The organism is Pantoea sp. K16 (genome assembly GCF_048452805.1).
Lineage (GTDB): Bacteria > Pseudomonadota > Gammaproteobacteria > Enterobacterales > Enterobacteriaceae > Pantoea > Pantoea agglomerans.
Window position 1 is genome coordinate 114,889 of record NZ_JBLWNV010000003.1, and the last position, 14,466, is coordinate 129,354.

Genomic DNA, 14,466 nt, shown 5'->3' on the forward strand with positions numbered 1-14,466 from the left:
CAAAGAGATATTTAGCCGCAGGAAATGTGAAATTTCTGAGAAAGAAGGAAAATGTCTTTAGTTACATCATACAAAGTTTCTGCTTAATCATAGTCCAGCACCTGTGCAGTCATAGCTAATCAGGGAACAGAGGCACCAGATGAAATCCTCTCTGAATTCAGCAATAAAACAAAGCCTGGCCCCTGGCGGGCAACGTAGCGATAGCAATCCTCTGATCTATCCACAGAATCGTCTCGTCAGTTATCAACTACCGGACATGTATCGACTCGTGGGCGGGCTGCTTTCCGTCGCGAATGACGTGAGAATGTGAATCCGGCACGTCTGGTCAGCGAGCCGGATACGTACAAAGGTCTGACCGAGACAGGGTGTATAACCGAACGGACTCAGCAGCGGCAGCGGGATAGGGTAGCGAGCACCGTTGGCGTCCATGCTGAACTTAACCAGAAAAAAACTCTATGCTTTTAACTTTTTTCAGGTGCTCAGGCGCAGTGCTTAATTGCTGAAAATCGATACAGATAGCGGCAAAGTAGTCTGTTAATGACGAAAATAGTCAGAGAGGGTAAAAGCTTGAGATAAATAGTGTGCTATTTAGTAGTTTACAATCAAGGTTCGCCGTGTCATTGTCCTGCCAACCAGATAGCACACTACTTAATAGCAAGTTAATTGGAACCCTGTGATGAAAATGAAACTGATCGCCAGTGCATTATTGTTAGCCAGCCAGATGAGTACCGCGTTTGCTGCACCCACTGAAAACAGTCCGCAACCGACCGCAGGCGTGGCCGCTTTCCTGAAGGCGCTCAACAGCGGGAGTGGTAAACCGATTGAGCAACTCTCCGTCAAAGATGCCCGAGCGGTGTTGACGGGGGCGCAGAAGGGCGCAGAACTGCCGCCGGCACAGATTTCACAGAAGATCATTACCGTACAGGGCAAGCCTCTGACGCTGACCATCGTTAAGCCCGAGCACGCCAGCAGCACCTTGCCGGTGTTTATGTTCTTCCACGGCGGTGGCTGGGTGCTGGGTGATTTTCCGACCCATGAGCGACTGGTACGTGACATGGTGAATGCATCCGGCGCTGCTGCGGTATTTGTCAATTATCAACCATCGCCAGAAGCCCATTTCCCGGTGGCAATTACTCAGGCTTATGAAGCCACTAAATGGGTCGCCGAACATGGCGCTGAAATTGGCGTTGACGGAAAACGTCTGGCGCTGGTTGGTAATAGCGTTGGCGGTAACATGGTGGCGGCGGTTGCCTTGCAGGCGAAGCAGTTTAAAACGCCGGCCATCCGTTATGATGTGATGCTGTGGCCGGTTACCGATGCGCGTTTCGACACCGCGTCGTATGATCAATTTGCTGACGGACATTTCCTGACGAAGAACATGATGAAGTGGTTCTGGGATAACTATACCGTTTCGGAAAAAGATCGTAATAACATCCTGGCATCACCGTTGCGTGCCACCACTGAACAGCTGAAAGGGCTGCCGCCAACGCTGATTCAGACTGCAGAGCTGGATGTGTTACGTGATGAAGGTGAAGCGTTCGGTCGTAAGCTGGATGCTGCAGGCGTGCCGGTTACCGTAACGCGCTACAATGGCATGATTCATGATTACGGTTTGCTGAACGCGTTAAGTCAGGAACCCACGGTCAGAACAGCTATTAATCAGGCGGGTGAAGAGTTGCGTTCGCATCTCAAATAACTGACCGGTCACATGAAACCAACCCCGGACCGAATCGTCGTCCGGGGTTCTTACCATACAGTAAGTTTGAAGGAATCAGTTCTAAGACGCAGGGCAGTGCGATTGCCGGAACACCAGGAAAGAACGGAGCAGTATCCAGCCGATAAGTGCGCTGTTAATATCTCATTTAACATAATATACATTATGCGCATATTGATTATGATCGGGAGCGTGATGCTCTATTGTATGGTCTGCTCACCATTTTGGGCTGATCCTGACTGTTTTACTCTTTACAGCAAAATCTGTCAGAAACGATCACAATGTCTGCCTGACCTTGTTACTGTCGCTTATTCTGTTCCGAAACTGAAATAATGTGATGCTACGTTATTCAGCATGGCTTTCCCTGCGGGACATCTTCTTCAGCGACTCTACACGCTATCCTCTCATCAACAAACCTGATATCGGAGATTTGCAGCCGGACGATGCAATGACGACTTCGCCCTTTGCGGCTGGCTGGATGCACTGCTGCGCATTCTGACCGTTTCTCTGCTCAGGTGCTTTGCACAACTTAAGCAGTGACGTCGCTACGTGAAAATTAGCGCATTCATCAGGGCTGTCGGCCACAAAAATGCTGTAGAGGCGTCTATGCATCACCGCTTTATGTTCATCCTCGTTGTCTGCCGTGCGTACCACTAAATTGTCGTAAACGCGTACACGTGTAACTACGCTTTCTTCACTCTGTTCCTTGCCAGGTTAATCCTGTAATGAGCAAGAAAGCCTGAGTCAGCTTTCTGCTGGCTGTCTGGTCAGCCGGACTCATACCGGCTATTCGCATTGCGATTGCAAGGCAGTCAACGCAGCGCAGTGATGCTTTTGCCGTGAGCATTGAAAATAAGAGTCAGTAACATCCGGTCGTTTTCAGCACTATCAGCGACACGCAAAATGAGGTGTAACGTCCCTGCTCTGTCCTGTCATCCAATAACTTTCTTGTATAATCTGACAAAAAAGCAGAACGTAAATTTCGCACAGCAAGAATGATTCTTCGTATACAAAATCTGAATGATAACGCCCGGGAAAGAAATAAATATAGATCTCTTTTCTTTTAATGACACTGACCAAAATAGTGATGTTTCCATGCACTAAATAACTGATTTAGATCAATATTTATAGCAAGTGCGTCAATTAACATCTTTGTTACCAGGAGTATTCTTAATAAAATGGGATGTGAACTATAAATATCGTCGCTAATTTTTTTATAAAAGCCATTTAAAATGCAGATCGTTTCAATGAAGTAAGGGAGAAAGCAATAATAGAGTCAGTAAAAAATCATTTATCAATGCCATCATAGTGGCCGCTATATACAAAATTGATCACTGAGCAAAATTCGCTCATATTTAGCATTGAGTGCGGAATTTTTATTGATCAAAGTGGCGTTATTTGCGAAATATTCCTAACGGACGTAAAAAAATCCTGGTCTCTCAGCACTGCTGAGGGCGTCGTCGCCCTTTTTGTCCCGAATTTTCAACAAATATTACTCCCGCCCGTGGAGGTGACCCCTTAAGAAAAATCCGAATGAAGAAAATAGCGGATAATTTTCATCGCCTTGAAACGCGGAGATTTTTATCGATAAAATAATCACAACTCTCGCAACAACGCCAAAATATTATGATAAAGATAACCAGAGAGGAAATTCGCTGCGCCAGTTGTAAATATGGCTGTGATCTCACCCATCGCGCATCAGACATTTATAACAGATGTCCGTTGCAAAAAATTACCACCTGGCCTGGAGGGAATCATTTTTTCTCTTCATCCATACTCAGCATGGTCGCTGGAAAATATGAAAGCCTCTTTTGCAGAGGATGTGTATTCGTTGACTTCTCCAGGGAAAATGTCAGGTATTTTACCAATAGCAACTGGATTGAGTATTTGAAACATACGGGATTAATGCTGATTATCGTCAGTGATCGCCATATGGAGCCGCTTGCGGCGTACTGGCAAAAAGAGGACCTGCGTATACAAACTGTGATTTATGCCGATTTGTCCCTGGAGGAGATAAACAGACAAATCCAGGGCTGTTATTTCGGTTTAAAAGGCGAGGTCAGGAAAAAAGTGAATGCACTTAAACAGGATGAAGTTCGGTTCCTTGATCTGGCGATGAACGGACTGTCACTACCGATTATTGCCAGAGAAATGGGAGTTGAAGTCAAGCGTGTTTATAACATCAAAGATGCCATTCGCCGGAAAATGGGCATCAGCCTCAATCAGTTATTTTCCGCATAATTATGATAAAGGAGTATTAAATGAACACCAAATTCAGAACGCTTAATCTTGCTGTGTTAATCAGTGCCGGGCTGGTGTCAGCCAGCGTGTTTGCAGCTTCAGATAACACCATCAACTTTCAGGGAGAAGTGACCACTGAAACCTGTTCTGTTTCCGTAAATGGCAACAATGCGTCCCCTGTCGTGCTGCTGCCAACGGTCAGTACTTCGGACCTTGCTGCCTCTGGTGCAACTGCGGGTGATACCACCTTCACCGTGGGCGTTAGCGGCTGCGCCGGGGACAGTACCTCGGCCACCAAAATCTCGACGGTGTTTGTGGGGAATAACGTTAGCGCTGCCGGTAATTTATCTAACACCGGAACCGCAAAAAATGTTGAGGTACAAATCCTCGATCCGAAAGATGCGGTGGTTAATCTGACCAGTGGTTATACCGGCAGCGGTGATCTGACACTGCAGACCGGTGAAACTTCTGGCTCTGCCACCTACTCTGCCCGTTATTACGCATCAGGCACCCCAACGGCGGGTACCGTTACCGCATCACTGCAATATGCCGTGACTTACCAGTAATATTTTTCGTGCGTATCTGGATAGCCAGATACGCACGCCACGCTTGAGATATCCGACATGTATTCGCGCATTATGCTGTTCCCATTAAAAATGGTAATACTGATTTTTTTGATGACGTTTATTTCGGATAACGTCCAGGCAAGCGTCACTATTCTTGGCAGCCGAATTATTTATCCGGGTAATGCTCTCTCCGTCGATGTTCAGTTAAAGAACAACGATAATATTCCTTATGTCATTCAGGCCTGGCTTGATAATGGCAATATGGATTCGCAACCTGGCGATAAGAGTGACGTGCCTTTTATTATCACGCCACCGCTGTTTCGGATCCAGCCTCTGACCGGCCAGGTTTTAAGAATCCGATTCATACCTAATGTCTCATTACCACAGGATCGCGAGACGATTTACTGGTTCAACTCCCTGCAGATCCCCCCCGGTAATATTCAGGCGGAATCAGGCCGTAACAGTATTGTTTTAATGTTACGTAACCGCATGAAACTCTTTTATCGTCCTAAAGCGATTGGTCAGCCGGTTAATGTTTTCGACGGTGTAAAAGTAACGATGCAAAAAGAGGGGGTTGAAATCAACAACACTCAACCCTGGTATCTCTCACTTACAGAGGTTGTAATAAAAACAGCAGGCAAAAAAACAGCCTGCGAAGCCGAAATGATTGCGCCCTTTGCCAAAAAAATAGTCAGGTGTAAACCGGCAACGCACTCTTTATCAGCTAATAGCGTGATTTCTCTTTCAGCAATGAATGACCAGGGAGCTAAAGTCAGTGAAGACTATCCGATTGCAGGCAGGTAATATCCGCATCTTTTTTTTGCCTCTCTGTGCATCATTTACTTTTTCACCGTATGGACACGCTGATGAGTACTATTTCGATCCTTCGCTGTTTAAAGGTTCCGCCTTTGGCCAGAATATTGATCAGTTTAACCATCAGACTATCGCCCCCGGCAACTATTATGTCGATATCTATGTTAACAATATGCTGGTTAAAAGCGGCGTCACCCTGAACTTTCTGTCAGCAGAGAAAGGTCAGCCGATAGAACCTTGTCTCCCGCTGACGGTGGCTGAATCATTAAGCCTTAAGTCACTGAATAAATCCTCAACCAGCGAGGGCTGTCAGCCCTTGCGTCACTGGTCATCAGCGGCCCGCTGGCAATTTGATCAGGCTTCACTGCGGCTGCAGTTCACCATTCCGGATGCGGAGTTAATTCATCTGCCCAGGGGAAATATTCCCGTCGCCGAATGGGATAAAGGGATCTCCGCCCTTTTCATCCGGCATAACACCAATTATAGCTGGACGGAAAATAGCGCTTCCGGTTACAGATACCAGTATCTCTGGAGTGGCATCACGGCGGGCACTAATATTGATAACTGGCAGCTGCGCCATCAGGGCAATCTGCGGTTTATCGACAATAACGTTACCGGCAGTGACGTTCGCTACACAACGGTCAGAACCTGGCTTCAGCGCCCCATTGAACCGCTGAACAGTCTGCTGACACTGGGCGACAGCTATACAGAAAGTTCGCAGTTTGGCAGCCTTTCTTATAATGGCATTAAGCTCACTACCGATGAAAGGATGCGTCCGCAAAGCCGGCGTGGTTATGCGCCCGAAATTCGCGGTGTGGCCTCCTCCAGTGCCCGGGTTATCGTCAGACAACTGAATCGCGTTATTTATGAGACCAGCGTGGCGCCTGGTCCCTTCGTGATCAACGATTTGTACAATACCCGTAGCCAGGGCGATCTCGATGTTGAGATTATTGAAGCCAATGGCAAAACGTCCTCGTTTACCGTTCCTTATGCCTCTGTGCCTGATTCGGTCAGGCCGGGAAACTGGCATTACTCGGTTGCACTGGGTCGGGTACGGCAATTCTACTCAGTTAATAACACCTTCTTCGAAGGGCTGTTGCAGCGCGGTATCAGTAACCGACTGACCGCTACGGCAGGATCGCGGCTGGCTCAGGACTATCAGGCCTGGCTGCTTGGCGGTGTCTGGACTTCTGCAGCGGGCGCAGTGGGATTAAACACCACCTTTTCTGATGCAAAGGTCGCACAGAACAGAAATGCTTCGGGATGGCGCGCCGAGCTGAGCTACAGCAAAACCTTTGCTACCGGCACCAATCTGGTCCTGGCCGCCTATCGTTACTCAACCAGCGGTTATCGCGACCTGCAGGATGTGCTGGGCGTTCGGCGCCAGCAGGACAATGGCATCAGTTACTATTCAGATACGCTGCATCAGCGTAATAATTTTTCTGTGACCCTGAGTCAGTCAATGGCCGATTATGGCTTAATCAGCCTGAGCGGCAGCACGGCGGATTACTATAATAACCGGTCACGTATTACTCAGCTTCAGTTAGGTTACAGCAACAGCTGGAATAACATCAGTTACAGTCTCAACGTTGCCCGTCAGCGTACGACCTGGAATTATGATCGTTTCGGGCTGAACCTGGACGATGGTGATAACGCATACCGCGAGAAATATACCGAAAATACCGTTTCACTGAATGTCTCGGTTCCGCTGAACTGGGGCAATCACACTACCTCAGTGGCCTATAACTACAACCAGTCTAAAGAAACGCGCAATTCGACGCTCTCACTGACCGGTTCATCTGGCGAGAACAATCAGCGATCCTGGTCCCTGTATGGCGGAACCGAAAATACGCAAAGTAACAGCGGCCACCGTGTCTCGTTCGGCGGAAATATTCAGCAGAATACGCGCGCAGGCGCGGTCAGAGCGAATTATGGTCAGGGGGATAATTATCGCCAGGCTGGATTAGGGCTTTCTGGTACGTTGCTGATTCATCGCGGCGGCGTCACCGCCGGACCTTATACCAGCGACACTTTTGCGCTTATCCATGCGGATGGTGCCCAGGGCGCCAGCGTACGCAATGGTCAGGGTGCCGTCATTGATCATTTTGGTTACGCTATCCTGCCGTCGCTGACGCCATATCAGGCCAACACCGTCAGCCTTGATACACGCTATATGAATGCTGATGCCGAATTAAGCGGCGGAAGCCAGCGCGTTGTGCCCTATGCCGGTTCCGTTACCCGAATTAATTTTGCCACGCTGCAGGGTAAGGCCGTCTTAATCGCGCTCAAAAATGAAGATCATGAAATCCCGCCAATGGGCACCGAGGTCCGTGATGCTGATAATACCGTGATAGGTATTGTGGGCCAGGGTGGTCAATTATATGCACGTGTACCGCATGACTCTGGAACCTTAAAGGTAAACTGGGAATATAAGGGCAATAAAACATGTTTTGTTAATTATCAAATAACCGGTCGCGTGAATGAGAATATTGTTCGCCTGGATGCTGTCTGCCATAAGGGTTAATCGTGTGAGAATCGAAAAATATTTCCTGTATATCTTATTATTGCTGTTCAATGTGCCCGCCTGGGCTAATTGCAGTGTTGTTACCGCCACATCCTCGTTGTCTCAAAGCGCGATTGCAGCAGGCTATACCGCCGCCTACTGGACCGGCGCTTGCGACACCTGCTCAGGGAATGTGGGCCTGCCATCTGTGATCAGCATCAATAGCGGAAAGACCTTCCAGCCCTCTGGCACACTGCTGGCCAGCTCGGTAGGCAGCTTTCTGTCATCGGCCAGCAACGTTCCCTACTCAGCTAACCAGATTCTTTACCGCTGCGCCGTGGCAGATGCAGACAGTTTGTATGAGATGTATGCCACCAATGGCGACAGCCCCTATGCCGGTCAATATATTACCTCTGAAGTGGACGGCGCCTATTATGATGTCGCTGCAAATGTTGCCGTCAGGCTAACTAACCTGACAACCGGCGAATATTACAGTCGCTACTGGAAAGCCCGACAGCTGACAGCCAGTGACTGGTATTCTGATGGCACCTATATTTATATTCCGGCCAGTGCTTTCAGCAATGTGCTGTATGAAATGTTTAAAATAGACTCTACGCGCTATTACGCCAGCAACAGCAATCGCTATGTGGACAACTGGACACAACCTCGCGGATATATTGCTTTTAAAGGACCCGGGCTGGATACCAATAATCTGAAAGTGGGCCAGGATAGTCTTTCTTACTGGTATGGTTTTTACCGTAACTGGCCCGCTGCCTGGAGCACCTTCTCAAATGTCACCTATGTGCGTGGCGCGCTATGCGAAGTCCAGGATTATCCTTCGGTGGTGCTGCTGCCGACCGTAAGCGTGAATACCCTTGCCGCGGGCGGGAAAAGTCAGGCTCCTTTTACTATCACTATCCAGTGCGAGTCCGGTGCCATCTCCGGCACCAGTACATCGACGATCACGTCAGCAAATGTCGCTATGGGCTTTCTCGTTAACCAGTCAAATGCGGTGACGCAGGCAAGAAATCTGGGGCTGAGTACAGCTGGCGGCGGGCTAACCTTGCTGCTGGATACCCACTATGGTAGCAGCGCTGCCGCCTCCGGCGTCGGTATAAAAATTTATGACAGTCATAATATGGCGCTCAATTTACTGCCTGACAGAACAGTGACGGGCACGGGCAACAGCCGTGGCTGGTATGCCTATAAAGATTTAACGTCGCAAATCTCCTCAGGAGGCGCTGATATTTACAGTGGTGATTTCACCGCCTCTCTTGAAGCGCTCAGCGGGCAAACTATTACAGCAGGAACAGTCAATGCGCAGTTACAGGTTGTGGTCAGTTTTCAGTAACGTCGTTGTGTTATCTGGCGTCCTGCTCTCATTCAGCGTCTGGGCGGTGGTCAATGTGGATAAAACCCGGATCGTTTTCAATCAATCGGATCTGAGCCAGTCTGTTAACGTCGTCAACAGCGGCGGAAACGAAACGTATTTGCAAATCTGGACAGATGACGGTGACCTGACTCTCTCACCCGACGCCAGCATCACGCCCGTCATAGTCATACCGCCGGTGGTAAAAATGTATCCGGGAGAAATGCGATCGTTGCGTCTGGTACTCACTTCACGTCAGGCGCTGCCCGCGGACAAAGAGAGCCTCTACTGGTTAAATATTTATCAGATCCCTGCGCTGAAAAAAGAGCTTAACGCGGCTGAACGTAAAGTGGTGTTACCGCTGCGAATCCGGCTAAAAATCTTTATACGGCCTGAGGGACTAAACGCCCCGCTGACCACCGATCCGGAAAAGCTCCGTTTCGCGGTAAAGGGAAATAAAATCGCCATAACCAACCCTACTCCCTGGTTCATGAGCATGAATGTCTATTCTGAAGGTCAGCAATCAATAAAAAATCTCACTCTTGCCCCACAATCTGATGCTTACATTGACAGTCACACTCTGCCGAAACCCGGTGAGTCAGTGAGTTATGCGGTGATCAATGACCAGGGGATTCCGGTTAACTACACGACAACCTTGAAGTAACCGGACGGGAGTGCCATCTGCCGACAGGCAGAGTGCACATAAATCCGACCTTTTGCGGCAGTCCAGGGCGTCGCTACATGAATTCTGCGCATCTGATGGGGCTGGCAGTACGCAGAATTTACCTACGCATGGCGTTTTGAGAGGTTCAAGAGGCAGTTCCGCAAGACAATCCATTTTAGCCGCGCTAGAGTTGCTGGCTTCCACTGTTTCAACGACGAGAAAAAATGAAACGCTTATTTGTATATGGCACGCTCTGTCCGGGCCGCGAGAATGCCCATATCCTGGAAAATATTGGCGGAGAATGGCTGGCCGGTTCGGTGAACGGTACCTTCTATCAGCGCGGCTGGGGCGCAGCGGCTGATTTTCCGGGCATCGTTCTGGATGAGCATGGGCCCGACGTGCCGGGTTATCTGTTTCTCTCCGACCAGCTGGACGCCCACTGGCCGATGCTGGATGCGTTTGAAGATGGCTACGATCGCGTTGAGGTTCGCGTTTCTGCCGAGGATAATCGGCAATACAGTGCGTGGATTTATCAGCTTCAGCCGCAGGAAAGCCGCTGAGCTATTACCGCTGAACTTTTCCTGCATCACCCTGCTTTCCTGCATTGGGATGCGCGCGCCCTGCTCTTGTTGCAGGCTTCTGACGCAGCAGGACGCGCTTATGACCAGTATTAACCAGGCGTGCCTGGCTAGAGAATTGAATGCAACAGTCTGATTTAAAATCGGTATAATGCCTGCGCTTCACGCTCAGGCCATTGCTGGCCATTTTTACAAACCAACCTTTCCACTCTGCTGACCTTATTTTCCTGCAAGACAAATAAATGGGCACGCTGCCTGATTCTCAATTTAATTAAGATCTAATGTATGATGTAACTAAAATAAGATTGTCCGCTCTGGTCCCGGCAAGCGCTCTCTTAGCCCCACCAGCCAGCCCTGTTATACCGGGTTAATCTGGCCAGCGCTGATGTGGAAACAGTGATACCCGAATATTAAACAGATGGATTAAGGGCGCAACAGCCACACTCTCCTCTCGGGCGATCGGCTCCAGTCTTAGCAGCAACAGATCCAGCTCTTCCAGCAGATCCTGATGTGGCGCTAACTGCAGCGACTTCATCTTGCGCTTCAGGTATAGCGCCAGCTCGTGAAACATCTGACCACTATCAATCTGATGACTCTCCAGCACCTCACGATAACGTGCGTAGAAGTCATAACAGTTGGCGCCCAGCCAGGTTTCAGTAATCAGATACCCCCCCACCACGATATCCGGCACCGGATCGAGCCTTTTACGCGGCAGAATGATATTCACCCGGTCGAGCATCCGCGCAATAAATTGCTGCCGTGACAGTAGCGTGGCGGAATTGCGCTCCACCATTTTAATAAACCCTAACAGATCGCGCAGTCCCCGTTGCACCGCTCTTCTGGCGATCCATGACGGCCGTTTGTTGCGAATCAACGCCGTCAGCACCACCGCAAACATAATCCCCACCATCGAGGAGATGGCCGCATTCAGCGTGACGATCAGATTGGGGACATAGTGATGGCTTAAGCCGATAAAACCGGGGATTTGAATGGCGACACTCAGCCCTACCAGATTGGTCGCCGGATTGGCAATGACCAGGCTCAGCAGCATCAGACCGGGCAGCAGTATGATCATCAGCGCCTGTAAGGTATTGGCCTGCGGGATCAGAAAAGCGATGTAGAACAGGCTGACCACCAGCGCAATCATCACCCCTTTCACGAACAGCTTCATCGGCGTTACCGGGGAATCGACACCAGCAAAAAATGAACTGATAATCGCCGCCATTAGAGGTGCATTCGCCCCATCGGCCCAGCCGCTGCCAATCCAGAACAGGCTGGAGAGGAAGGTCGCCAGAAATGCCGTCAGCGCGGACAGCCGTAACAGTCCCTTGTCGATATGCCGGTGTTCCCGGATATTGCGGATCGCCGCCCCATCCCCGTGGCTGTAGAGATCCCCTGCGCGCGCACTGACATTCTCATAAGCATCGGCAATGCGCACAAAGTTAGCCAGCCGCTCAAGCAGACCAATCAGCAGCAGGCTCTCTTCGGTTGCCAGCAGCCCGGCCCGCCATTCGTGCTCCAGGGTTGCCTGACTGGCAGCAATCGCTTCACGCAGTCCGGCAATATCGTTAATCCGATCGTGGTGCAGCCACAACAGGAACTGCTGAAACACGTCGGTGACGCACGGCGGAAAACGAATATTGAGTTCGGCCAGCACACCCAGCCGTGACTCAATCGCCGTCAGTGTCGGCAGCAGATAAGTCAGATGCTGATACTGTACGCTGACCAGACGGATGACATTACGCGCCGCTTCGCCCTCATAGACGCAGTGGGTCAGCAGCGTTTCAACATTCAACGGATAACCCGCCATCTGAATCAGGATATCTTCGCGCTCCAGCGATTTGTTCTTTGCCATTCCGCTGATCAGTTCATCACAGAGTTTGCGCGCATTCTGAAACCAGAGATTAACGCTCTGCCCCAGCAGATGATGCATCGAAACCGGAAACACCAGCCGGTGAACCAGCGTGCTGCAAAGGATGCCCAGCGTAATCTCCTCAATACGTGAAACTACGGTGTTGATGATTGCCAACGGTGACTCCACGTCAGGAAATCCCATAATCGCTGCGCTGTAGCCAGCCAGCATAAAGATATAGCTCTTCGGCGTGCGGTCATGCAGAGAGAGCCAGAGGCAAACCGTTACCCATAGCGATACGCACAGGCTGAACAACACTGGCGACTGCACCGTTTCGGGGTAGATCAGCAGAATAAAGATGCCGCCCAGCAGCGTGCCCAGCAGGCGAAACAGCGATTTCGAGACGGTCGATGCTGCATAGAGTTGCGAGGTGACAAACACCGTGGTGAGCGCCCAGGCGGGTTTTTCGAAGTTAAGAACGAGCGCCACAGAGAGTGCGATAAACGCGGCAAAGGAGGTTTTGCAGGCAAACAAAACCGCGTTTTTGGTAAACCATTTCATCGAATGAGAGCAACCAGGAACTTTCTGAGGCGCGTATCCTGACAGATGCGCCTGCGTTTTACTCTCAGTTAAATTTTACAAATTATTACCGGCCGCATCAGGCCGGTTAAGCCCCTGCTGGCGCACCAGCGCACGGCGCTTATCCAGTAAAAAAGGGCGCAGATAGCCTACCGTGTTCGAGAGCAAAATCACCTCTTCGGCAAGCTCAATCCTCAGCACATCTGTCAGGTACGCTTTGCGCTGAGTCATTCGCTGCCAGAGATCGGGAAAACGACGCGCCAGCTCATCACGCAACGCCGCGTCCGCCAGTCCGACCGTATCCTCGATACTGCAGCCGCCATAACCCGGCACCGACGGGATAATATCGATCTGCAGCAGCATACCGCTTTTCAGTGTCACGGCTGAATCGGGATAGATGGGCGAGCTTAACCACTCTTCGTCAGCCACCAGATGCCCCGGATTAAGATGCCAGCCATACTGCGCTTTCGGCAGAACCGTTTCGATAAGCGAATAGAGTTCGCCGCCGGTGATCCCGATCCGCAGCTGCTCCAGCCAGCTGACCACCGCGTGATAATAGGGGATCGCCAGCCGGGTCAGCCAGTCGGAGACGTTACACTGTAACTCAGAAGCTTGACTGACCACGTAAGCCGAGCGGCTGGTCAGCCCGCCTTTGTAGCCGGTGGTAAGAGAAAGCTTCTCGCCTGTCGCAATCCGTTTATCAGACGGATAGAGCCGGGCCTGGGCGAAACGATCGCCGGTCGCGGCAATCGTCACCACCGTGTTTGGCTGCCCTTCTGCATTCAGACGTGCGCCTAATACCTTCTCTGTGACGCCCGGCGCTACGCTATCCAGCGCAGCCAGCATCGCGGTTGAAGCAAGATTGGCCCCGGCCTCATAAAATGCCACTTCATCGGCGCCGTTAACGCAGCGTGCACCGTTGTCAGGCGAGATAAACAATCCGGTGGCGTTTACCAGTTGTGCATCGCCGCCCGCTGCCTGCGCCGCCGCGGCATAGATGAACTGCGGCAGATCAAACATCCCTTGCTGCCTGCCGGTAAATAACTTCCAGCCCACCAGCCCGGTGCGTTCTCCCGCCACTATCCCTGCCTCTGTTAACAGCTGATCCAGGGGCTGCTCCCCGCGCATAGGCTGGTTGGGCAGAGAAAAGACCGCCGCATGCAGACAGCGTCCCGGATTGCGGGCAAACGGCACCAGCTTGAGGTTCTCATTACCCATGATATAGGTGAGCTCGCCCTGCTGAGTCACCACCAGCAGCGCCTCCTCAAAGCGCGGAATGAATCCCGCCAGATACTCAAAATTGCTGCCGTGCTCTTTGTCGGCATAGATAATCAGTTGCGCAATCTGCTGCTGCTGCATCCGCTCAATAATGGCGGCCAGACGGCGATGCAGTGTTTCATCAGATATTACAGGGTTGGCAGCACCGGGAAATGCCGGCGGTGACGGGATTGTTTCCAGGGCATAGCGATTGGCATCCATAACGCACTCCAGTGGCCAGATTGATTGACGGGGGTTTGTGATTTCCGTTCCCAGGGTAAACCTGAGGTTTAACCTGTAGGGTGCCACAATCACACAACTTACTCGTTG

The 14,466-nt window shown here is 50.7% G+C and carries 10 protein-coding genes; 8 read left to right on the forward strand and 2 right to left on the reverse strand.

The features are described from left to right. Positions 1–676 precede the first annotated feature (676 nt). The 8 genes from ACK13D_RS05020 (at position 677) to ACK13D_RS05055 (ending at position 10,430) form a co-directional block, all read left to right on the forward strand. The gene (locus ACK13D_RS05020) at positions 677–1,696 is read left to right on the forward strand and encodes an alpha/beta hydrolase (protein WP_010244912.1); all 1,020 of its coding nucleotides are present in this window, start codon (positions 677–679) and stop codon (positions 1,694–1,696) included. 1,740 nt (positions 1,697–3,436) lie between these two features. After that, a complete protein-coding gene (locus ACK13D_RS05025; RefSeq protein WP_227028290.1) occupies positions 3,437–3,955 on the forward strand; it encodes a LuxR family transcriptional regulator in 519 nt (172 codons plus the stop codon). Between the two features lie 20 nt (positions 3,956–3,975). After that, on the forward strand, positions 3,976–4,521 hold the full coding sequence (locus ACK13D_RS05030) for a fimbrial protein (protein ID WP_010670150.1): 546 nt from the start codon (positions 3,976–3,978) through the stop codon (positions 4,519–4,521). 57 nt (positions 4,522–4,578) lie between these two features. Beyond that, positions 4,579–5,325, forward strand: coding sequence for a fimbria/pilus periplasmic chaperone (locus ACK13D_RS05035; protein ID WP_022625650.1), 747 nt, complete (start codon positions 4,579–4,581; stop codon positions 5,323–5,325). After that, positions 5,297–7,858, forward strand: coding sequence for a fimbrial outer membrane usher protein (locus tag ACK13D_RS05040; RefSeq protein WP_418795852.1), 2,562 nt, complete (start codon positions 5,297–5,299; stop codon positions 7,856–7,858). The genes ACK13D_RS05035 and ACK13D_RS05040 overlap by 29 nt, the downstream gene beginning before the upstream one ends. Next, positions 7,836–9,188 carry a fimbrial usher protein StbD gene (stbD, locus tag ACK13D_RS05045; RefSeq protein ID WP_418795934.1) on the forward strand — a complete coding sequence of 451 codons (1,353 nt, stop codon included), beginning with the start codon at positions 7,836–7,838 and terminating at the stop codon, positions 9,186–9,188. The genes ACK13D_RS05040 and stbD overlap by 23 nt, the downstream gene beginning before the upstream one ends. Then, on the forward strand, positions 9,154–9,870 hold the full coding sequence (locus ACK13D_RS05050; RefSeq protein ID WP_010670153.1) for a fimbrial assembly chaperone: 717 nt from the start codon (positions 9,154–9,156) through the stop codon (positions 9,868–9,870). The genes stbD and ACK13D_RS05050 overlap by 35 nt, the downstream gene beginning before the upstream one ends. A 224-nt stretch (positions 9,871–10,094) precedes the next feature. After that, entirely contained in the window at positions 10,095–10,430 is a 336-nt protein-coding gene (locus ACK13D_RS05055) for a gamma-glutamylcyclotransferase family protein (RefSeq protein ID WP_022625647.1), read from the forward strand. 385 nt (positions 10,431–10,815) lie between these two features. On the opposite strand, the gene ACK13D_RS05060 is transcribed toward ACK13D_RS05055, so the two are convergent. Next, positions 10,816–12,861, reverse strand: a complete 2,046-nt coding sequence (locus ACK13D_RS05060; protein ID WP_010244891.1) for an FUSC family protein — start codon at positions 12,859–12,861, stop codon at positions 10,816–10,818. Between the two features lie 75 nt (positions 12,862–12,936). Next, entirely contained in the window at positions 12,937–14,358 is a 1,422-nt protein-coding gene (locus tag ACK13D_RS05065; RefSeq protein WP_418795854.1) for a M24 family metallopeptidase, read from the reverse strand. Positions 14,359–14,466: the final 108 nt, after the last annotated feature.

Excerpts from the sequence above, each read along its gene's own strand:
- ACK13D_RS05020 (WP_010244912.1), top strand. The coding sequence starts at position 677 with ATGAAAATGAAACTGATCGCCAGTGCATTATTGTTAGCCAGCCAGATG.
- ACK13D_RS05030 (WP_010670150.1), top strand. The coding sequence starts at position 3,976 with ATGAACACCAAATTCAGAACGCTTAATCTTGCTGTGTTAATCAGTGCC.
- ACK13D_RS05035 (WP_022625650.1), top strand. The coding sequence starts at position 4,579 with ATGTATTCGCGCATTATGCTGTTCCCATTAAAAATGGTAATACTGATT.
- stbD (WP_418795934.1), top strand. The coding sequence starts at position 7,836 with ATGCTGTCTGCCATAAGGGTTAATCGTGTGAGAATCGAAAAATATTTC.
- ACK13D_RS05050 (WP_010670153.1), top strand. The coding sequence starts at position 9,154 with ATGCGCAGTTACAGGTTGTGGTCAGTTTTCAGTAACGTCGTTGTGTTA.
- ACK13D_RS05055 (WP_022625647.1), top strand. The coding sequence starts at position 10,095 with ATGAAACGCTTATTTGTATATGGCACGCTCTGTCCGGGCCGCGAGAAT.
- ACK13D_RS05060 (WP_010244891.1), bottom strand. The coding sequence starts at position 12,861 with ATGAAATGGTTTACCAAAAACGCGGTTTTGTTTGCCTGCAAAACCTCC.
- ACK13D_RS05065 (WP_418795854.1), bottom strand. The coding sequence starts at position 14,358 with ATGGATGCCAATCGCTATGCCCTGGAAACAATCCCGTCACCGCCGGCA.